Below are 19,620 nucleotides of genomic sequence, written 5' to 3'. Positions count from 1 at the left end.
GAAACACCAGTCCAGTGCCGAACCGCGGCTGCGCGCCGCGCCGACACAACGAGGTTGCCGTACCCATGCGCCACGCTGAAGGAGCCCGCGGTGAGTGCTGACCCGACGCAGGTGCTCGCCTTCGAGACCGATTGCCACATCTTCGACGGCTGTGGCTTCCCGGCTCCCGGCCTGCACTCGTTCCTGTTCGAGCCCCTCTGGGGCGACGCGGACAGCAACGTGTACTTCAACAAGACGATGCTGCTGGCGCTGCTCGGCTCCGTCATCGTCATCGGCTTCTTCTGGGCTGCTTTCCGCAAGCCGAAGGTCGTCCCGGGCAAGCTGCAGATGGTCGCCGAGGCCGGTTACGACTTCATCCGGCGCGGAGTCGTCTACGAGACCATCGGCAAGAAGGAAGGCGAGAAGTACGTACCGCTGGTCGTCTCGCTCTTCTTCTTCATCTGGATGATGAACCTGTGGTCGATCATCCCGGTCGCCCAGTTCCCGGTCACCTCGATCATCGCCTACCCGGCGGTGCTCGCCCTGATCGTCTACATCCTGTGGGTCTCGCTGACCTTCAAGCGGCACGGTTTCGTCGGCGCGTTCAAGAACTTCACGGGCTACAACAAGGAGCTCGGCCCGGTTCTGCCGCTGGCCATGGTCATCGAGTTCTTCTCGAACCTGGTGGTCCGGCCGTTCACGCACGCGGTGCGACTCTTCGCCAACATGTTCGCGGGCCACACCCTGCTGCTGCTCTTCACGATCGCCAGCTGGTACCTGCTGAACGGCATCGGCATCGCCTACGCCGGCGTCTCGTTCATCATGGTCATCGTCATGACGGCCTTCGAGCTCTTCGTCCAGGCCCTTCAGGCGTACGTCTTCGTGCTCCTGACCTGCACCTTCATTCAGGGCGCGCTCGCCGAGCACCACTGAGCACCCGCCACTTTCGAACCCCCGCAGACGTCCGGTGGCCAACCCCCACCGGTCCTTGAAAGAGAAGGAAGAACTGGCATGTCTACTCTTGCCGCTGTCACCGGTGACCTCAAGGCCCTCGGCTCCATCGGCTACGGCCTTGCCGCCATCGGCCCCGGCGTGGGCGTCGGCATCATCTTCGGTAACGGTACGCAGGCTCTCGCCCGTCAGCCCGAGGCGGCCGGCCTGATCCGCGCCAACCAGATCCTGGGCTTCGCCTTCTGTGAGGCGCTCGCCCTGATCGGTCTGGTCATGCCGTTCGTCTACGGCTCCTGATCACCTCAGGCTGACGACCAGCAATCCAGACGAAAGGCAACGACATGAGCCAGCTGCTCATTCTGGCGGCGACCGAGGGGGAGGCGGAGAACCCCCTCATCCCGCCGATCCCTGAGCTCGTCATCGGCCTGCTCGCCTTCGTCATCGTCTTCGGCTTCCTCGCCAAGAAGCTCCTCCCGAACATCAACAAGGTTCTGGAGCAGCGCCGCGAGGCCATCGAGGGCGGTATCGAGAAGGCCGAGGCCGCCCAGACCGAGGCCCAGAGCGTGCTCGAGCAGTACAAGGCTCAGCTCGCCGAGGCCCGTCACGAGGCCGCGCGTCTGCGCCAGGAGGCGCAGGAGCAGGGAGCCACGCTCATCGCCGAGATGCGCGCGGAAGGCCAGCGGCAGCGCGAGGAGATCGTCGCCGCCGGTCACGCGCAGATCGAGGCGGACCGCAAGGCCGCCGCGTCCGCGCTGCGCCAGGACGTCGGCAAGCTGGCCACCGACCTGGCCGGCAAGCTCGTCGGAGAGTCCCTCGAGGACCACGCCCGGCAGAGCCGCGTGATCGACCGTTTCCTCGATGAGCTTGAGGAGAAGGCCGAGGCGGCTCGATGAACGGAGCGAGCCGCGAGGCCCTGGCAGCCGCACGTGAGCGTCTTGACGCGCTGACGGACTCCACGTCCGTGAACGCGGCGCAGCTCGCCGACGAGCTGGCCGCGGTGACCGCGCTGCTCGACCGCGAGGTGTCGCTGCGTCGGGTCTTCACCGACCCGGCGCAGGCCGGTGAGGCCAAGGCCGAGCTGGTCCAACGGCTGCTCGGCGGCCAGGTCGGCGGCGTGACCGCTGACCTCCTGGCCGGCATGGTGCGCTCCCGCTGGTCGCAGTCGCGCGACCTGGTGGACGCGCTGGAGGAGCTGGCGAACACTGCCGACCTCACCGCCGCCCAGCGGGCGAACAGGCTCGACGACGTCGAGGACGAGCTGTTCCGGTTCGGCCGGATCGTCTCCGGCAGCACCGAGCTGCGCGCCGCGCTGACCGACCGCAAGGCCACCACCGCGGCCAAGAGCGAGCTGCTGCGCAGCCTGCTCGGCGGCCGTGCCGACGCCACCACCGAGCGTCTGGTGACCCGCCTCGTGACCGCGCCGCGGGGACGTAGCCTGGAAGCGGGACTGGAGTCCCTGTCCAAGCTCGCCGCCGAGCGCCGGGACCGCATGGTCGCCGTCGTCACCTCGGCGGTGCCGCTGAGCGACCCGCAGAAGCAGCGCCTGGGCGCCGCCCTCGCGAAGCTCTACGGCCGTCGGATGCACCTGAACCTCGACGTGGACCCGACGGTCATCGGCGGGATCCGGGTGCAGGTGGGCGACGAGGTCATCAACGGCTCCGTCGCGGACCGCATCGGGGACGCCGAGCGCCGGCTGGCCGGCTGACGGCGACGCGGTACCCGCGGCAACTGAACACGCAGTACGTACTTACGGCCCGGTTGGGCCGTGCAGAGGATTCCTGGGGGTCGCCCCCAGACCCCCTAAGTGAAACTTCGGGCCCAACAAGGAGAGCAGGGAACCCAGATGGCGGAGCTCACGATCCGGCCGGAGGAGATCCGGGACGCGCTGGAGAACTTTGTCCAGTCGTACAAGCCGGACGCGGCCTCGCGCGAGGAGGTCGGTACGGTCACCCTTGCCGGCGACGGCATCGCGAAGGTCGAGGGTCTGCCCTCGGCCATGGCCAACGAACTGCTGAAGTTCGAGGACGGCACCCTCGGCCTCGCGCTCAACCTGGAAGAGCGCGAGATCGGCGCCATCGTCCTCGGTGAGTTCAGCGGCATCGAGGAGGGTCAGCCGGTCACGCGCACCGGCGAGGTCCTCTCCGTCGCGGTGGGCGAGGGTTACCTCGGCCGCGTCGTCGACCCGCTCGGCAACCCGATCGACGGCCTCGGCGAGATCGAGACGTCCGGCCGCCGCGCCCTCGAGCTGCAGGCCCCCACGGTCATGCAGCGCAAGTCGGTGCACGAGCCGATGGAGACGGGCTACAAGGCCGTCGACGCGATGACCCCGATCGGCCGTGGTCAGCGTCAGCTGATCATCGGTGACCGCCAGACCGGCAAGACCGCCCTGGCCGTCGACACGATCATCAACCAGCGCGACAACTGGCGCTCGGGCGACCCGAAGAAGCAGGTCCGCTGCATCTACGTCGCCATCGGCCAGAAGGGCTCGACCATCGCGTCGGTCCGCCGCGCGCTGGAGGAGAACGGCGCGCTGGAGTACACGACCATCGTCGCCGCCCCGGCGTCCGACCCGGCCGGCTTCAAGTACCTCGCCCCCTACACCGGCTCGGCCATCGGCCAGCAGTGGATGTACGAGGGCAAGCACGTCCTGATCATCTTCGACGACCTGTCGAAGCAGGCCGACGCCTACCGCGCCGTGTCGCTGCTGCTGCGCCGCCCGCCGGGCCGTGAGGCCTACCCGGGTGACGTCTTCTACCTGCACTCCCGCCTCCTGGAGCGCTGCGCCAAGCTCTCCGACGAGATGGGTGCCGGCTCGATGACCGGTCTGCCGATCGTCGAGACCAAGGCCAACGACGTCTCGGCGTTCATCCCGACCAACGTCATCTCCATCACCGACGGCCAGTGCTTCCTGGAGTCGGACCTGTTCAACGCCGGTCAGCGCCCCGCGCTGAACGTCGGTATCTCCGTCTCCCGAGTCGGTGGTTCCGCGCAGCACAAGGCGATGAAGCAGGTCTCCGGCCGTCTGCGCGTGGACCTCGCCCAGTTCCGTGAGCTGGAGGCGTTCGCCGCCTTCGGTTCCGACCTGGACGCCGCGTCCAAGGCGCAGCTGGAGCGCGGTCAGCGCATGGTCGAGCTGCTGAAGCAGGCTCAGTACCAGCCGATGTCGACCGAGGACCAGGTCGTCTCCGTCTGGGCCGGCACCACCGGCAAGATGGACGACGTCCCCGTCGCCGACGTCCGCCGCTTCGAGAAGGAGCTGCTGGAGTACCTGCACCGCCAGGAGCAGGGCCTCATGACCTCCATCCGGGAGGGCGGCAAGATGTCGGACGACACCCTCCAGGCCGTCGCCGACGCCATCGCCGCGTTCAAGAAGCAGTTCGAGACCTCGGACGGCAAGCTGCTCGGCGAGGACGCTCCGGCCGCTGCCGCCAAGTGACGTAAGGAAGGGACCTGACTCATGGGAGCTCAGCTCCGGGTCTACAAGCGTCGCATCCGATCCGTCACCGCGACCAAGAAGATCACCAAGGCGATGGAGATGATCGCCGCCTCGCGTGTCGTCAAGGCGCAGCGCAAGGTGGCGGCCTCCACGCCGTACGCGGACGAACTGACCCGCGCGGTCACCGCGGTCGGCACCGGCTCCAACACCAAGCACCCGCTGACCACGGCGGCCGAGACGGTCACCCGTTCCGCGGTGCTGCTGCTGACCAGCGACCGCGGTCTGGCCGGCGCGTTCAACTCCAACGCCATCAAGGCGGCGGAGCAGCTGACCGAACGGCTGGAGCGCGAGGGCAAGCAGGTCGACACGTACATCGTCGGCCGGCGCGGTGTCGCCCACTACAACTTCCGCGAGCGCACGGTCGCGGAGTCGTGGACCGGGTTCACCGACGAGCCGTCGTACGCGGACGCCAAGAAGGTCGCGGCCCCGCTGATCGAGGCGATCGAGAAGGACACGGCGGACGGCGGCGTGGACGAGATCCACATCGTCTTCACCGAGTTCGTCTCGATGATGACGCAGACGGCGCTCGACGCGCGCCTGCTGCCGCTCAGCCTCGACGAAGTCGCGCAGGAGAAGTCCGCCAAGGACGAGATCCTGCCGCTGTACGACTTCGAACCGTCGGCCGAGGACGTCCTCGACGCGCTGCTGCCGCGGTACGTCGAGAGCCGGATCTACAACGCGCTGCTCCAGTCGGCGGCTTCGAAGCACGCCGCCACGCGGCGCGCGATGAAGTCGGCCACCGACAACGCGGGCGAGCTGATCAACACGCTCTCCCGTCTTGCCAACGCGGCCCGCCAGGCCGAAATCACCCAGGAAATCAGCGAGATCGTCGGTGGCGCGAGCGCCCTGGCCGACGCGACCGCGGGGAGTGACAAGTAATGACCACCACTGCTCAGACGGCCACGGCGACGGGCCGCGTCGCGCGGGTCATCGGCCCGGTCGTCGACGTGGAGTTCCCCGTCGACGCGATGCCGGAGATCTACAACGCGCTGCACGTCGAGGTGGCCGACCCGGCCAACGCCGGCGAGAAGAAGACGCTGACCCTGGAGGTCGCCCAGCACCTGGGTGACGGCCTGGTCCGCACCATCTCCATGCAGCCGACCGACGGTCTGGTCCGCCAGGCCGCCGTCACCGACACCGGCACGGGCATCACCGTCCCGGTCGGCGACTTCACCAAGGGCAAGGTGTTCAACACCCTCGGTGAGGTGCTGAACGTCGACGAGTCCTACGACGGTGAGCGCTGGTCCATCCACCGCAAGGCGCCGAACTTCGACGAGCTCGAGTCGAAGACCGAGATGTTCGAGACCGGCGTCAAGGTCATCGACCTTCTCACCCCGTACGTCAAGGGTGGAAAGATCGGTCTGTTCGGTGGTGCCGGCGTCGGCAAGACGGTGCTCATCCAGGAGATGATCTACCGCGTCGCCAACAACCACGACGGTGTGTCGGTGTTCGCCGGTGTCGGTGAGCGCACCCGTGAGGGCAACGACCTCATCGAAGAGATGAGCGACTCGGGCGTCATCGACAAGACCGCCCTGGTCTTCGGCCAGATGGACGAGCCCCCGGGCACCCGTCTGCGCGTCGCCCTGGCCGGTCTGACCATGGCGGAGTACTTCCGCGATGTGCAGAAGCAGGACGTGCTGTTCTTCATCGACAACATCTTCCGCTTCACGCAGGCGGGTTCCGAGGTGTCGACCCTGCTCGGCCGTATGCCCTCCGCGGTGGGTTACCAGCCGAACCTGGCCGACGAGATGGGTCTCCTCCAGGAGCGCATCACCTCGACCCGTGGTCACTCGATCACCTCGATGCAGGCGATCTACGTCCCCGCGGACGACCTGACCGACCCGGCCCCGGCCACCACCTTCGCCCACCTCGACGCGACGACGGTTCTCTCCCGTCCGATCTCCGAGAAGGGCATCTACCCGGCCGTGGACCCGCTGGACTCCACGTCCCGGATCCTGGACCCGCGCTACATCACGCAGGACCACTACAACGCGGCCATGCGCGTGAAGAACATCCTGCAGAAGTACAAGGACCTCCAGGACATCATCGCGATCCTCGGTATCGACGAGCTCGGCGAGGAGGACAAGCTCGTCGTCCACCGTGCCCGTCGCGTGGAGCGCTTCCTGTCCCAGAACACCCACGTCGCCAAGCAGTTCACCGGCGTGGACGGTTCGGACGTGCCGCTGGACGAGTCGATCGCCGCGTTCAACGCGATCTGCGACGGCGAGTACGACCACTTCCCGGAGCAGGCGTTCTTCATGTGCGGTGGTCTTGAGGACCTCAAGAACAACGCCAAGGAGCTGGGCGTCTCCTGAGCCTCGCGCTCGTGACGAGGGGGCGGGCACGTCCCGCCCCCTCATCCACGCCCACTAGACTTGTAACCAACACCCGGCACAACCGCCGGGTGGTGACCCGAGGAGCCAACCTTGGCTGCTGAGCTGCACGTCGCGCTGGTCGCGGCCGACCGAGAGGTCTGGTCCGGCGAGGCCACCCTGGTCGTCGCGCGCACCACGTCCGGCGACATCGGCGTCATGCCCGGTCACCAGCCGCTGCTCGGTGTGCTGGAGTCGGGCCCGGTGACCATCCGTACGAGTGATGGTGGAACGGTCGTCGCCGCGGTGCACGGCGGTTTCATCTCGTTCGCGGACAACAAGCTGTCGCTGCTGGCCGAGATCGCCGAGCTGTCGGACGAGATCGACATCCAGCGCGCGGAGCGGGAGCTCGAGCGCGCCAAGGCGGAGGGCGACGCCGCCGCCGAGCGCCGCGCGGACGTCCGACTGCGTGCGGCGGCGGCGCGCTGATACAGCGCGCCGTGTAGTGACGCCACTCAGCCGCGGTCGGCACCGGAGCAATCCGGAGCCGGCCGCGGCTGAGGCAGATATAGAGGTTTTTTCCGTTCCGTTACCTAGGAGACGAGGAGGTCGGTGCCGATGGTCCTCGCTCTGACTGTGTGCGGAATCGTCGTCGCCCTCGTGGTGCTGGGATTGTTCGTCTTCGGTCTGCGCCGCAGGCTCATCCAGCGCTCCGGCGGCACCTTCGACTGCTCCCTGCGCTGGGACGTCCCGGAAGAGGGCGACGCCGGCGGCAAGGGCTGGGCCTATGGAGTGGCTCGCTACAACGGCGACCGCGTGGAGTGGTTCCGGGTCTTCTCCTACGCTCCCCGCCCGCGCCGGGTGCTGGAGCGTTCGGCGATCGAGGTGGCCGGCCGCCGGCTGCCCGAGGGCGAGGAGGAGCTGGCACTGCTGTCCGACGCGGTGATCCTGGCCTGTCTGCACCGGGGCTCGCGGCTGGAGCTCGCCATGAGCGAAGACGCGCTGACCGGATTTCTCGCATGGCTCGAGGCAGCCCCACCCGGACAGCGAGTGAACGTGGCGTAGCCATGTTCACTCGCTGGTGGGGGTCCCCCCGGACGAAGTCCGGGGGAGCGTCAGTGTCGCTCAGTTATGGTTCTTCGGCCTCTACTTCAGGCCGCTTGCGATGGCGTTCACCAGTTCACCGTTGCTGGTGTCACCGCTGAACTCCCAGAAGAACGCGCCGCCCAGGCCCTGGTTCTTGGCCCAGGTCATCTTGGTGCCGATGGTCGCCGGGGTGTCGTAGGACCACCAGTTGGTGCCGCAGTGCGCGTAGGCCGTGCCGGCGACGGTGCCGGTGGCGGGGCAGGCCGTCTTGAGGACCTTGTAGTCCTCGATGCCCGCCTCGTAGGTGCCGGGCGCGGCGCCGGTGGCGGTGCCGCCGGGGGCCGACTGGGTGACGCCGGTCCAGCCGCGGCCGTAGAAGCCGATGCCGAGCAGCAGCTTGGACGCCGGGACGCCCTTGGCCTTCAGCTTGGCGATGGCGGCGGCGGAGGTGAAGCCCTCCTTCGGGATGCCGCTGTACGAGGTGAGCGGCGAGTGCGGGGCGGTCGGACCGGTCTTGTCCCAGGCGCCGAAGTAGTCGTACGTCATGACGTTGTACCAGTCGAGGTACTGCGCGGCGCCGCCGTAGTCGGCCGCGTCGATCTTGCCGCCGTCGGTGCCGTCAGCGGTGATGGCGGCGGTGATCAGGTAGTCCTTGCCGAACTCGGCGCGCAGCGCCTGCGACAGGTTCTTGAAGGCGGCCGGACCGGAAGTGTCGCAGATCAGGCCGCAGGCGTTCGGGTACTCCCAGTCGATGTCGATGCCGTCGAAGACATCGGCCCAGCGCGGGTCCTCCACGACGGCCTTGCAGGACTTGGCGAACGCGGCCGCGTTCTGCGCCGCCTGGCCGAAGCCGCCGGAGTAGGTCCAGCCGCCGAAGGAGTACAGCACCTTGATGTGCGGGTACTTGGCCTTCAGCTGACGCAGCTGGTTGAAGTTGCCGCGCAGCGGCTGGTCCCAGGTGTCGGCGGTGCCGCTGACGGACTGGTCGGCGGTGTAGGCCTTGTCGGTGGCGGCGTAGGCGTCGTCGAGGACGCACTGGCCGTTCTTGACGTTGCCGAACGCGTAGTTGATGTGGGTGATCTTGGCGGCGGAGCCGGAGGTCACCAGGTTCTTGACGTGGTAGTTGCGGCCGTAGACGCCCCACTCGGTGAAGTAGCCGAGGTTGACCTTGGCACCGGGCTGCGGGCCGGGGTCGGTGGAGCCGCCGGTGGTGCGGACCGCGACCGAGGCGCTGACCGGGCCGGTCTGGTCGGCGGTGTCGCGGGCCTGGACGGTGTACGAGTAGTCGGTGCCGGCGGTGAGGCCGGTGTCCGTGTAGCTCGTTCCGGTGACGGTGGCGACCTTGGTGCCGCCGCGCAGGACGTCGTAGTTCTTGATGCCCTTGTCGTCGGTGGCCGCGCTCCAGGTGAGCTTCACCGAGGTGTCGGTGACGCCGGAGGCGGTCGGGGTGCCGGGGGCGGAGGGGGCGGCGTCGCCGGGAACGCTCGGGCCGCCGTCACAACTGCCGCCGTTGAGCTTGCAGTTGGTCGGGGAGCCGGTGCCGGAGCCGTTGAACCCGAAGGTGAGGGAGGCGCCGGGGGCGAGGGTGCCGTTCCAGGACTTGTTCTTGGCGGTCCAGTGGGTGCCGGAGGAGGTGAAGTCGGCGTCCCAGCCGGAGGTGACCGAGGTGCCGGCGGGGAAGTCCCACTCGACCGTCCACGAGCTGAGGGTCGTGGTGCCGGTGTTCTTGACGGTCCACTTGCCCTCGAAGCCGCTGCCCCAGTCCTGGGACTTGACGTAGGTGGCGGTGGCCTCGGTGGCGGCCTGGGCGGGGCTGGCGAGCCCGACCAGTCCGGCGAAGGGGAGCAGCAGCGTCGCGAATCCTGCCGCTGCTCTGTGTCTGAAGCGCATCCTGCGCCTCCTTATGGGGGTGTGGGGGGCGTGACTGAGCCTTCACGCCCACGGTGCGGCGAGAATAGAAAGGTCTGGACCATAGGTCAATAGGTCTGGACCACTACCCAGGCCGCCCGCCGGTAACCCTTCTCAGACGCCCAACTCCTGCGCCAGCACCGCCGCTTGCACCCGGCTGCGCAGCTCCAGCTTCCCCAGCAACCGGCTGACGTGCGTCTTCACCGTCGCCTCCGCCATGTCGAGCCGCCCCGCGATCTCCGCGTTCGACAGGCCCTCCCCGAGGCACGACAGCACCTCCCGCTCCCGCCGGGTCAGTTGCTCCAGCACCGCCGGATCACCCTTCGGCTCCCGGGCGGGCCCGGCCGCGAACTCGGCGATCAGCCGCCGTGTCACGGCCGGGGCGATCAGGCCCTCGCCGCCGGCCACCGTCCGCACCGCCGCCAGCAGATCCGCCGCCTCGGTGTTCTTCAGCAGGAACCCGGACGCGCCCGCGCGCAGCGCCCCGAACACGTACTCGTCGAGGTCGAAGGTGGTCAGCACCAGCACGTCCGCCAGACCCTCGGCGACCACCTGCCGGGTCGCCGACACCCCGTCCAGCCGCGGCATCTGCACATCCATCAGCACCAGATCCGGCCGCAGTTCACGGGCCAGCGCCACCGCCCGCTCCCCGTCCGCCGCCTCGCCCACCACCTCGATGTCCGGTGCGCTGCCCAGGATGAGCACCAGTCCGGCGCGCACGGCGGACTGGTCCTCGGCGACCAGGACGCGGATCATGAGGAGTCTCCTTCGACGGTGGGAAGTGTCGCGCGCACGGCCCAGATGCGGCCGTCCGCGGTGTCCTCGGGTCCGGCGCGCAGCGTGCCGCGCAGCAGCGAGGCCCGCTCCCGCATCCCCACCAGACCGGCCCCGGAACCGGGGGCGCGCGGCGCGTCCCGGTCGCCGCAGGGGCTGATGACGTCGATGCCGAGGCTGCCGTCGCGCTGAGCGAGGGTCACCCGGACACGGCCGGGTCCGGCGTGCTTGAGGGCGTTGGTCAGCGACTCCTGGACGATGCGGTAGGCCGCCAGTTCCACCGGGGCGGGCAGCCGCTCGTGCGCCGCCTCCAGGGTCACGTCCAGACCGTTGGCGCGGGCGGTGTCGACCAGCGCGCCGAGGCCGTCGAGGGTCGGCGCGGCGGACGGCTCGGTGCCGGCGCCCGCGTCCCGCAGGATGCCGATCAGACGGCGCATCTCGGCGAGCCCCGCGACGCTGTTCTCCCGGATCACCCCGAGCGCCTGCCGGGTGGTGCCGGGGTCGTCGAGGGAGAGCGCGGCCGTGGAGTGGATGGCGATCGCCGACAGATGGTTGGCGACCATGTCGTGCAGCTCCCGCGCCATCCGGGCGCGTTCGGCGCCGACCGCCTGGGCGCGGTCCATCTCGGCGAGCAGCGCGGTCTGCTCGGCGCGCAGCCGGGCGGCCTCGGCGGCGTCGCGGTGGGTGCGCACGATGAGGCCGGTGGAGGCGGGCGCGAACGACATGATGCCGACGGCCACCCCGATCAGCAGCGCCTCCGGCACCCGCCACAGCGCGAACGGCACCACCGTCGCGGCGATCGACAGCAGTCCGGTGACGCGGGGGATGCGCCGGGCGGAGGCCGGGGTGCCGTACAGCACGGCGGCGTACATCACGTCGGTGTACATCACCAGGGTGGCCAGGCTGCCCTGGGTGACGGTGTCCAGGGTCAGCGCGGCGGTGGCGGTCAGCAGGGCGGTGCGGGGGGCGGCCCGGCGCAGCACCTCGCAGCCCGCCATCACCACCAGGGGCACCAGGATCGGCCAGGGACCCGGCAGCAGCACGATCGGCTCCCGCTCCGGCCGGGTGGCGAGGCCGATGCCCCACAGCAGCAGCCCGCCGAGCAGCCCGGCCAGCCCGGCGTACACGTCGAAGCGGCGCGGGCGGGGGAGGCGGGCAACGGCCATGTGCCCATCCAACACGGCACCGGCCGCGCTCGCCTGATCCGCGGGAACGGTCCCGCACTGCATCTTTCGATGTACCGCGGGTTCGTCACCGGCGACGACGATCCTGGCCCGCCGAGCCGGGAGCCTGGGAGGGTGACCGAAGGGAGCGCATCATGATCGTCGCGTTGATCATCGCCTGTGAGGTCGGCTTCTGGGTGCTGCTGGCGCTGGGCCTGGCCGTCCGCTATCTGCTGAGGTGGCGCCGGACGAGCGTCGCGCTGCTGCTGTGCGAGCCGGTCCTGGAGCTGGTGCTGTTCGCGGCGACCGCGGTCGACCTGAAGAACGGCGCCGTACCGGGCTGGGAGCACGGCCTGGCGGCGCTGTACATCGGCTTCACGCTGGCGTACGGCCACTACACGATCCGCTGGCTCGACGGCCACGCCGCGCACCGCCTCGCCGGGGCGCCGAGGCCGGCCGGCGCCCCCCGGTACGGCATGCCGCGCGCCCGGCACGAGGCCCGGCTGTGGCTGCGGACGCTGCTGGCCGCGGCGGTGGCCTGCGCGCTGCTCCAGGCCGCCATCCGGTACGTCGGTGACGACGGCGACATCTCGTCGCTGCGCTCGTTCCAGTGGGTGGCGCTGCGGGCCGCCGGCATCCACGGCCTGGTCGCCCTGGCCTACTTCGTGTGGCCGAAGAAGGCCCCGGCGGCTACGTCCGGGTCAGCGCTCCCCGCCCGGGACCCAGAGCACGTCCCCGACGTCCTTGTTGGCCGTCCGGGCAAGGATGAACAGTAGGTCCGACAGGCGGTTCAGGTAGGTCGCGGTGAGCGGGTTCATGGTCTCGCCGTGCACCTCCATCGCCGCCCAGGTGGAGCGCTCGGCCCGGCGGACGACCGTGCAGGCCTGGTGGAGCAGGGCCGCGCCCGGGGTGCCGCCGGGGAGGATGAAGGAGCGCAGCTTCTCCAGCCGCTCGTTGAAGCGGTCGCAGTCGGCCTCCAGCCGGTCGATGTAGAACTGCTCGACCCGCAGCGGCGGGTACTCGGGGTTCTCCACCACCGGCGTCGACAGGTCCGCGCCCACGTCGAACAGGTCGTTCTGCACACGGGTGAGGACCTGCACGACCTCCTCCTCCAGGCCGCCCAGCGCGATCGCCGTGCCGAGCACCGCGTTCGCCTCGTTGGCGTCGGCGTACGCCGAGATCCGCGGGTCGGTCTTGGCGACCCGGCTCATGTCGCCGAGGGCGGTGGTGCCCTTGTCGCCGGTCCTGGTGTAGATGCGTGTCAGATTGACCATGCGGCCAGCGTAGTTACGCCTACGCCCCGGCGGTACGGAAGACCCGTGTGCCCACCGTCACGGAGAGGGCGGCGAAGCCGACGGCGACCAGGGTGCCGTGGAGCATGGCGGGGCTGGTGTAGTCGCCGACGTAGGCGTCGCGCATCGCGTCCACCAGGTAGCGGAACGGCATGACGTGCGACAGCCCGTCCAGCCAGGCGGGCCCGAGCGTCATCGGCAGCATCAGGCCGGACAGCAGCATCGACGGCATGGTCAGCGCGTTGACCGCCGGGCCGAACCCCTGCGGGGTCCGGACCTTCATGGCCAGCGCGTACGACAGCGAGGCCAGCGCCACGCTGAGCAGGGCGACGAAGCCGAAGCCGATCAGGACACCGGGCAGCGGGGCGCGCAGGCCCATGGCGACGGCCGCCAGCACCAGCAGCACCGCCTGGAAGACGAAGATCGTGGCGTCCCGCAGCACCCGGCCGAGCAGCAGGGCGAGCCGGCTCACGGGTGTCACCCGCATCCGCTCGACCACCCCCTGCCCCTTCTCCAGGATGATCATGAATCCGGCGAACGAGGCGCCGAACAAGGCGAGTTGCAGCAGCAGTCCGGGCACGAGCAGCTGCCAGGAGCTGCCCGCGCCGCCGAGCGGCAGCTCCGTCAGCAGCGGACCGAAGAAGAGCAGGTACAGCAGCGGCATCAGCACGCCGAAGAGCAGCGCGAAACGCGAGCGCAGCGACTGGCGGGCGTAGCGGGCGTAGATCAGTGCGGTGTCGTGGAGCAGCATCGTGTCGTGTCCCTGGGCGGCTGTGGTTAGACGGCTACGGGGGCCGTGTCGGCGGGTGTGGCGTCGCGGCCGGTGATGGCGAGGAAGGTGTCCTGGAGGCCGGCGTCGATCGAGCCGGCGTACTTCAGCTTCAGCGCGGCCGGGGTGCCCTCGGCGGCGACCACGCCCCGGTCGACGATCACCAGGCGGTCGGAGAGGGCGTCGGCCTCGTCGAGGTAGTGGGTGGTGAGGACGACGGTGGTGCCGTGCTCGTCGCGCAGCCGGCGGACCCGGGCCCACAGGTCGGCGCGGCCGGCCGGGTCGAGGCCGGTGGTCGGCTCGTCGAGGAAGAGCACCCTCGGGCGGTGGGTGAGCGCCATCGCGATGTCCAGGCGGCGGCGCCGGCCGCCGGAGAGCGTGGCGGCCTTGCGGTCCAGCAGATCGGTGAGGTCCAGGTCGTGCGCCAGCTCCTCGGCGCGCCGGCGGGCCTGGTCCTTCGTCAGCCGGTACATGCGGCCCTGGGTGACCAGCTCCTCGCGGACGGTGATCTGGCCGTCGACGCCGCCGGACTGCGCCACGTAACCGCAGGCCCGGCGGACCCCGACCGGGTCGGCCACCAGATCGCAGCCCGCGACGGTGGCCGCGCCGCCGGTCGGCTTCAACAGGGTGGTCAGCATCCGCAGGGTGGTGGTCTTGCCGGCGCCGTTGGGCCCGAGGAGGCCGACGATCTCGCCGGGCCGCACGGTCAGGTCGATCCCGCGCACCGCCTCGACGGGGCCGTGCTTGGTCTGGAAGGTGCGGGCCAGTCCCGCCGTACTGATGATTGCCATGACCCCAGAAAAACAGAGGCACTGAAATTTTGCAACGACCCCAAGTTTTCATCGGCCCCAGCGAAGCTAGGATGGCGGTATGGCCGAGGGACTCAGGGAGCGGAAGAAGCGGCAGACCCGGCAGTACATCTCCGATGTCGCCACGGGGCTGTTCGTCGAGCGCGGCTTCGACGCCGTCACCGTCGCGGAGATCGCCGAGGCCTCGAACGTCTCCGTGAACACCGTCTACAACTACTTCCCGGCCAAGGAGGACCTCTTCCTCGATCGCTCCAAGGGGGTCGTCGACCGGCTCTCGCGCTGGGTGCGCGGCCGGCGCGACGGCGAGTCCGCCGCCGAGGCGGTGCTGCGCGAACTGCGCGAGGAGGTCGAGGCGGTCTCGCCGCACGTGGGGCTGATGGACGGCTATGCCCGGTTCATGACGGTGATTCATGAATCGCCCGCCCTGCGCTCCCGGCTCTGGGCCATCGGCCAGGAGACCGTCGACAACCTGGAGTGGACCCTGCGCGAGGAGACCGGCGCCGAGGCCGACGACCCGCTCCCGACCCTGATCGCCGGTCAGGTCAACTGGCTCCACCACACCGTGATGGCGGCCATCGGCCAGCGCATGATGGCCGGCGGCCGGCCCGCCGAGGTGTCCCGTCAGGTCCTGCTGCTGCTGGACGAGATGGAGGAGCTGTTGAGCGAGAAGGTGCTCAACTACGCCGTACGAGGCGCCCAGTGACCCTCGCCGGTGTGATGTCCGTCATCTGAGACGTGACGCGCATTACTTACCGGTCACACAGCCCCTCACGAGCGCTAGTGTCCGCCCGAGAGGAACAAGGACAGCGCGTATCAGGGGAGTCGCACAGTGGCACGGAAGCTCGCCGTCATCGGGGCCGGTCTCATGGGATCCGGTATCGCCCAGGTCTCCGCCCAGGCGGGCTGGGACGTCGTGCTGCGCGACGTCACCGACGAGGCGCTGAAGCGCGGCACCGACGGCATCAAGGCCTCGTACGACAAGTTCGTCGCCAAGGGCAAGCTGGCCGCGGCCGACGCCGAGGCCGCGCTCGGCCGGATCACCGCCACCACCGACCTGGACGCCGTCGCCGACGCGGACGTCGTCGTCGAGGCCGTCTTCGAGAAGCTCGAGGTCAAGCACGAGATCTTCCGCGCCCTCGACAAGATCGTGCGCCCGGAGGCCGTGCTCGCCTCCAACACCTCGGCCATCCCGATCACCAAGATCGCGGCCGCCACCGAGCGCCCCGAGCGGGTCGTCGGCGTGCACTTCTTCTCGCCGGTGCCGATGATGCAGCTCGTCGAGCTGGTCCGCGGCTACAAGACCAGCGACGAGACGCTCGCCACCGCCCGCGAGTTCGCCGAGTCCGTCGGCAAGACCTGCATCGTCGTCAACCGGGACGTGGCCGGCTTCGTGACCACCCGGCTGATCTCGGCCCTCGTCGTCGAGGCCACCAAGCTCTACGAGTCGGGCGTCGCCAGCGCCGAGGACATCGACCTCGCCTGCAAGCTGGGCTTCGGCCACGCCATGGGCCCGCTCGCCACCGCCGACCTCACGGGCGTCGACATCCTGCTGCACGCCACCGGCAACATCTACACCGAGACGCAGGACGAGAAGTTCGCTCCGCCGGAGCTGATGCGCCGGATGGTTGACGCCGGTGACATCGGCCGCAAGAGCGGGCAGGGCTTCTACAAGCACTGAGACAGCACACGCCTCAGGGACATCACACCTCGGGGTGAATTCGGTATCGGTTCCCTTACAAGCAGCAACCGCATCGCCACCGAAGCAGTCAGACGGTGCAAGCCACCGTCCCACCGACGTTGCACAGCCACCGTCATGGAGTACGTCACCGAACGCACCGGGGAGCGCATATGCACATCAGGGGCGACCACGCCGAGGTGGTCGTCGGGGGCCGCCTCGACGTCCGCAGCGCGGCGGACGCCCGTGCGGTTCTGCACTCGGCCGTCGACGACGGAGTCGGCGATCTGGTCCTCGACCTGTCCGAACTGGACTCCTGGGACGCCACCGGTCTCGGGGTGATCATGGGTGCGCACCGGCGGGCCGGCCGCTGCGGCCGCCGGCTGGTGCTGCGCGGCGTACCGCCGCAGATGCAGCGCCTGCTGGTCGCCACCCGGCTGCACCGGATCCTGGCGATCGAGGGCGGCATCGGCGTGGAGTCCCTGCCGCGCGTGTGACGTTCGGCGAGGACGGGGCGGGCGGCTCGGGCGAGACCTGCCGCGCGGATTGGGGTGTGCCACGTGGATGAGGCGTCCCCGCGCGGGTGAGGTGCGAAGAGCCGGACGTTCCGGTCCCGACAGGAATGTCGCGCACAATCCTCACGAGACTGTGACGTCTCGGACGGCCCGGCACCCCGGGCTGTCGTAGATACTGAGCGAAGGTTTAGGGTTCGGTCGCCCGCTGTCCGATCCACCCTCGAGCGGGCCCGGACCAGAAGCGACAGCGCGGTGTGCGACACGGCCGGGAGGGGCTGGTCGCACTCGACGCTTTTGGGGGGCTTGAACCTATGGACCCGAACAACCGGGGACCCGAGGAGTACGGCCATGGCGGCGAGAGCCACGCGCCGCGCCAGCGCCCGCCCAGGGACTCCCTCACACCCGACTTCGGACAGCACGCACCGGCGCTCGCGCGCACGGTCCAGCTCGTCTCCGGCGACCATCTGCTCACCGTCAACCCGGTGGACGGCAGCGAGATCGAGCTGTGCCCGCCCGCCGAGCGGCCCGGACGGCCCGCCAAGCTGACCGCGGCCGAACGCGCCGAGGTCGCCCGCGCGGCCCGCCCGCCGGCCCCGCCCGGACCGGCCCGGCCCCAACTGCCGCTGCTGGAGCGCCAGGAAGAGCGCGAACGCCTGGTCCGGCTGCTCGCCCGCGGCCGCTCGGTCCGCCTGACCGGCCCCGGCGGCTCCGGCCGCACCGCCCTGCTCGACGTCGTCGCCGAGGACTGCGCGGACCTCGCCCCCGACGGCGTGATCCGCCTCAGCGGCTTCCGCCGCACCGCCGGCGAGCTGCTGTACGACCTCTTCTACGCCGTTCACGGCACACCCCGGTACCGCCCGGAACGGGACGAACTCCTCGACTCCGTCCGCGAGATCGGTGCCGTCGTCGTGCTCGACGACATCGAGTTCGGCGGCGCCGCCCTCGACGAGCTGCTGGACGCCACCCCCGAGTGCGCCTTCCTGATCAGCGCCACCCCCGACGTGCCCGCGCCGTCCGCCGAGTCCGCCCTGGAGGAGGTCTTCCTCGCCGGCCTCGACCGGGCCGGCGGGCTCGACCTGCTCCGGCACGCCGTCGGCCGTCCCCTCGCCGAGGACGAGGCCGGCTGGGCCGGTGACCTGTGGTTCGAGTCCGAGGGACTGCCGCTGCGGTTCGTCCAGGCGGGCGCCCTGCTCCGGCAGCGCGACCGGCTGCGGGCCGGCGCGGACGCCTTCGACGAGTTCGGCGTCTTCCAGGAACCCCCGGCGGACGCGCCCTTCGAGGCCGCCACCGGCGACGAGATACCCCTGCCCTCGCTGGCCGAGGGAGCCGCGCCCGTCGCGCTGCTCGCCTCCCGGCTCAGCGAGTCGGCGCGCGCCACCCTGCGGTTCGCCGTCGCCCTCGGCGGCGAGGTGCCGCACCAGGCGCACCTGCCCGCCCTGGTCGGCGACACCCACGCGGACGCCGCCCTCGGCGAACTCCTCGGCTGCGCCCTGGTCGGCCCGGTCGGCGGCCGCTACCGGCTCGCCGCCGGGGTGCAGACCCAGCTGGAGGCCGCCGGATACGCCGACGACCTCCGCGACAGCGCGCTCACCGCGGCCCGGCACTACGCCTGGTGGGCGGGCCACCCCTCGGTCGCCCCCGAGCGGGTGTGCGCCGAGGCCGACGCCGTGCTCGCCGCGCTCGCCGTGCTCGTCCCGGCGACCACCCCGCCCGCCGAGGACGAGGAGAGCCCGGCGGTGCGGCTGGCCCGTACGGCGGCTCCCGCCTTCGCCGCCGGACTGCACTGGAACGCCTGGGAGCGCACCCTGCGGGCCGGCGCGGAGGCCTCCCGGCTCGCCGGAGAGGTCGCGGAACAGGCCTACTTCCACCATGAGCTCGGCATCCTCGCGCTGTGCGAGGGCCGCCTCGACCGGGCCCGCGCCGAACTGGAGGCCTCCATCGCGCTGCGCGGCGCCCTCGCCGACAAGCGCGGCACCGTCGCGGGCCGGCGCGCCCTGGCCCTCGTCGACGACCGCTCCGGCAACACCCCCGGTGTCGGTGTGGTGAGCGCCGGCCCGGTCATCGGCGCCGGCGTCGGCGACGAGGTGGCCGCCGCCCGGCACGAGGAGTCCGCCTCCCCGTCCGGCGGTGTCCCCGCGGCCCTGCCGGAGTTCCCGGCCCCGGCGCGGCCCGCCGACGGCGCCGAACTCGTCACCCACCGCTCCACGGCGGGCGGTACGGCGTCCCGGCGCGCCCGTGGCGGCCTGCGCGGCCTCGCCCGGCGCAACCTGGTCGCGGCCGGCGCCGGGGCCCTGCTCGCGGCGGTCCTCGGCACCGTGGTGACGCTCGGCGCGACCTCCAGCAACGACGCCGACAGCCCCTCGGACCAGGTCGGCGTCAACCCCTCGGCCAGCCAGGGCGAGGGCGACGACAGCCTGGACGCCGACGAGGCGGCACAGGAGGGCGACGGCGACACCGGTACGGCGACCAGCCGCCCGACCGACCCGGGCCCCGACGGCACCTTCGGCACCTCCGACGACCCCACGCCGACGGACACCGCCGCGGAGCCGGACGAGCCGTCCGACGACCCCAGCGGCACCCGGGAGCCCGGCGACGAGCCCTCCGGCTCGCCGTCGAAGCCGCCGTCGTCGACGTCGAAGCCGCCGTCGTCCACCTCCAAGCCGCCGACCGCGACCTCGAAGCCGCCGACGGAGACCTCCCAGCCGCCCACGGAGACCCCCACCGAGACGCCGACGGAGACCCCCACCGAGACCCCCTCGGAGACCCCGTCCACCTCCGACTCCGCCAGCGGTCCCGCCGACACCGGCGCCCCGGTGGAGTCCAGCAGCTCGGCGAGCGCCACCGAGAGCGGCGACACGGGCTCACCCGGCGGCGAGCAGCCGGTGATCTGA

20 protein-coding genes are annotated in these 19,620 nt (G+C 70.7%); 14 read left to right on the top strand and 6 right to left on the bottom strand.

What is annotated here, in order from left to right; all coding sequences use genetic code 11:
- Positions 1-90: 90 nt before the first annotated feature.
- The 9 genes from atpB to ABT232_RS05975 all read left to right on the top strand — a co-directional run bounded on the left by atpB (position 91) and on the right by ABT232_RS05975 (position 7,803).
- Entirely contained in the window at positions 91-912 is an 822-nt protein-coding gene (atpB, locus tag ABT232_RS06015; protein WP_351836493.1) for a F0F1 ATP synthase subunit A, read from the top strand.
- Positions 913-990: 78 nt separating this feature from the next.
- Complete coding sequence (locus ABT232_RS06010; RefSeq protein WP_030042676.1) at positions 991-1,227, top strand: ATP synthase subunit C-like protein; 237 nt, start codon at positions 991-993, stop codon at positions 1,225-1,227.
- Between the two features lie 44 nt (positions 1,228-1,271).
- On the top strand, positions 1,272-1,823 hold the full coding sequence (locus ABT232_RS06005) for a F0F1 ATP synthase subunit B (RefSeq protein WP_351836490.1): 552 nt from the start codon (positions 1,272-1,274) through the stop codon (positions 1,821-1,823).
- The gene (locus tag ABT232_RS06000; protein ID WP_351836487.1) at positions 1,820-2,635 is read left to right on the top strand and encodes a F0F1 ATP synthase subunit delta; all 816 of its coding nucleotides are present in this window, start codon (positions 1,820-1,822) and stop codon (positions 2,633-2,635) included. The genes ABT232_RS06005 and ABT232_RS06000 overlap by 4 nt, the downstream gene beginning before the upstream one ends.
- Positions 2,636-2,773: 138 nt before the next feature.
- Positions 2,774-4,366: a F0F1 ATP synthase subunit alpha gene (gene atpA / locus ABT232_RS05995; RefSeq protein WP_351836485.1), complete on the top strand. Its 1,593-nt coding sequence runs from the start codon at positions 2,774-2,776 to the stop codon at positions 4,364-4,366.
- A gap of 21 nt (positions 4,367-4,387) precedes the next feature.
- Positions 4,388-5,305: a F0F1 ATP synthase subunit gamma gene (locus tag ABT232_RS05990; protein ID WP_351836483.1), complete on the top strand. Its 918-nt coding sequence runs from the start codon at positions 4,388-4,390 to the stop codon at positions 5,303-5,305.
- Positions 5,305-6,741 carry a F0F1 ATP synthase subunit beta gene (gene atpD / locus ABT232_RS05985; RefSeq protein ID WP_351836480.1) on the top strand — a complete coding sequence of 479 codons (1,437 nt, stop codon included), beginning with the start codon at positions 5,305-5,307 and terminating at the stop codon, positions 6,739-6,741. The genes ABT232_RS05990 and atpD overlap by 1 nt, the downstream gene beginning before the upstream one ends.
- A gap of 111 nt (positions 6,742-6,852) precedes the next feature.
- Positions 6,853-7,227 (top strand): F0F1 ATP synthase subunit epsilon, encoded by a 375-nt coding sequence (locus tag ABT232_RS05980; RefSeq protein WP_351836478.1) that lies wholly within the window; start codon positions 6,853-6,855, stop codon positions 7,225-7,227.
- A 129-nt stretch (positions 7,228-7,356) separates the two neighbouring features.
- Positions 7,357-7,803 carry a DUF2550 domain-containing protein gene (locus tag ABT232_RS05975; RefSeq protein WP_351836476.1) on the top strand — a complete coding sequence of 149 codons (447 nt, stop codon included), beginning with the start codon at positions 7,357-7,359 and terminating at the stop codon, positions 7,801-7,803.
- 81 nt (positions 7,804-7,884) lie between these two features.
- On the opposite strand, the gene ABT232_RS05970 is transcribed toward ABT232_RS05975, so the two are convergent.
- From ABT232_RS05970 to ABT232_RS05960, 3 genes are all read right to left on the bottom strand, one after another.
- Complete coding sequence (locus ABT232_RS05970; RefSeq protein WP_351836474.1) at positions 7,885-9,714, bottom strand: glycosyl hydrolase family 18 protein; 1,830 nt, start codon at positions 9,712-9,714, stop codon at positions 7,885-7,887.
- A gap of 132 nt (positions 9,715-9,846) precedes the next feature.
- Positions 9,847-10,488 (bottom strand): response regulator, encoded by a 642-nt coding sequence (locus tag ABT232_RS05965; protein WP_351836472.1) that lies wholly within the window; start codon positions 10,486-10,488, stop codon positions 9,847-9,849.
- A complete protein-coding gene (locus tag ABT232_RS05960; RefSeq protein ID WP_351836470.1) occupies positions 10,485-11,672 on the bottom strand; it encodes a sensor histidine kinase in 1,188 nt (395 codons plus the stop codon). The genes ABT232_RS05965 and ABT232_RS05960 overlap by 4 nt, the downstream gene beginning before the upstream one ends.
- Positions 11,673-11,824: 152 nt before the next feature.
- Here ABT232_RS05960 and ABT232_RS05955 point away from each other — a divergent pair, with 152 nt between their 5' ends.
- Positions 11,825-12,445 (top strand): hypothetical protein, encoded by a 621-nt coding sequence (locus ABT232_RS05955; RefSeq protein WP_351836468.1) that lies wholly within the window; start codon positions 11,825-11,827, stop codon positions 12,443-12,445.
- On the opposite strand, the gene ABT232_RS05950 is transcribed toward ABT232_RS05955, so the two are convergent.
- From ABT232_RS05950 to ABT232_RS05940, 3 genes are read right to left on the bottom strand one after another with little or no spacing between them, the layout of a single operon-like run.
- Positions 12,371-12,943 carry a cob(I)yrinic acid a,c-diamide adenosyltransferase gene (locus ABT232_RS05950; protein WP_351836465.1) on the bottom strand — a complete coding sequence of 191 codons (573 nt, stop codon included), beginning with the start codon at positions 12,941-12,943 and terminating at the stop codon, positions 12,371-12,373. The genes ABT232_RS05955 and ABT232_RS05950 overlap by 75 nt on opposite strands.
- A 19-nt stretch (positions 12,944-12,962) precedes the next feature.
- Positions 12,963-13,712 (bottom strand): ABC transporter permease, encoded by a 750-nt coding sequence (locus ABT232_RS05945; RefSeq protein ID WP_351836463.1) that lies wholly within the window; start codon positions 13,710-13,712, stop codon positions 12,963-12,965.
- Between the two features lie 26 nt (positions 13,713-13,738).
- On the bottom strand, positions 13,739-14,521 hold the full coding sequence (locus tag ABT232_RS05940) for an ABC transporter ATP-binding protein (protein WP_351836460.1): 783 nt from the start codon (positions 14,519-14,521) through the stop codon (positions 13,739-13,741).
- Positions 14,522-14,600: 79 nt separating this feature from the next.
- Here ABT232_RS05940 and ABT232_RS05935 point away from each other — a divergent pair, with 79 nt between their 5' ends.
- The 4 genes from ABT232_RS05935 (at position 14,601) to ABT232_RS05920 (ending at position 19,620) form a co-directional block, all read left to right on the top strand.
- Complete coding sequence (locus tag ABT232_RS05935) at positions 14,601-15,242, top strand: TetR/AcrR family transcriptional regulator (protein WP_351836457.1); 642 nt, start codon at positions 14,601-14,603, stop codon at positions 15,240-15,242.
- 126 nt (positions 15,243-15,368) lie between these two features.
- Complete coding sequence (locus ABT232_RS05930) at positions 15,369-16,217, top strand: 3-hydroxyacyl-CoA dehydrogenase family protein (protein ID WP_351836454.1); 849 nt, start codon at positions 15,369-15,371, stop codon at positions 16,215-16,217.
- A 170-nt stretch (positions 16,218-16,387) separates the two neighbouring features.
- Positions 16,388-16,711, top strand: a complete 324-nt coding sequence (locus ABT232_RS05925) for an STAS domain-containing protein (RefSeq protein WP_043504169.1) — start codon at positions 16,388-16,390, stop codon at positions 16,709-16,711.
- Between the two features lie 329 nt (positions 16,712-17,040).
- Entirely contained in the window at positions 17,041-19,620 is a 2,580-nt protein-coding gene (locus ABT232_RS05920) for an ATP-binding protein (protein WP_351836451.1), read from the top strand.

The sequence above is a fragment of the Streptomyces sp. NPDC001532 genome (assembly GCF_040298625.1).
In the GTDB taxonomy this organism is placed as follows: Bacteria; Actinomycetota; Actinomycetes; order Streptomycetales; family Streptomycetaceae; genus Streptomyces.
The sequence above is the reverse complement of the archived record's forward strand: the minus strand, read 5'-3'. Positions and strand labels throughout refer to the sequence as shown.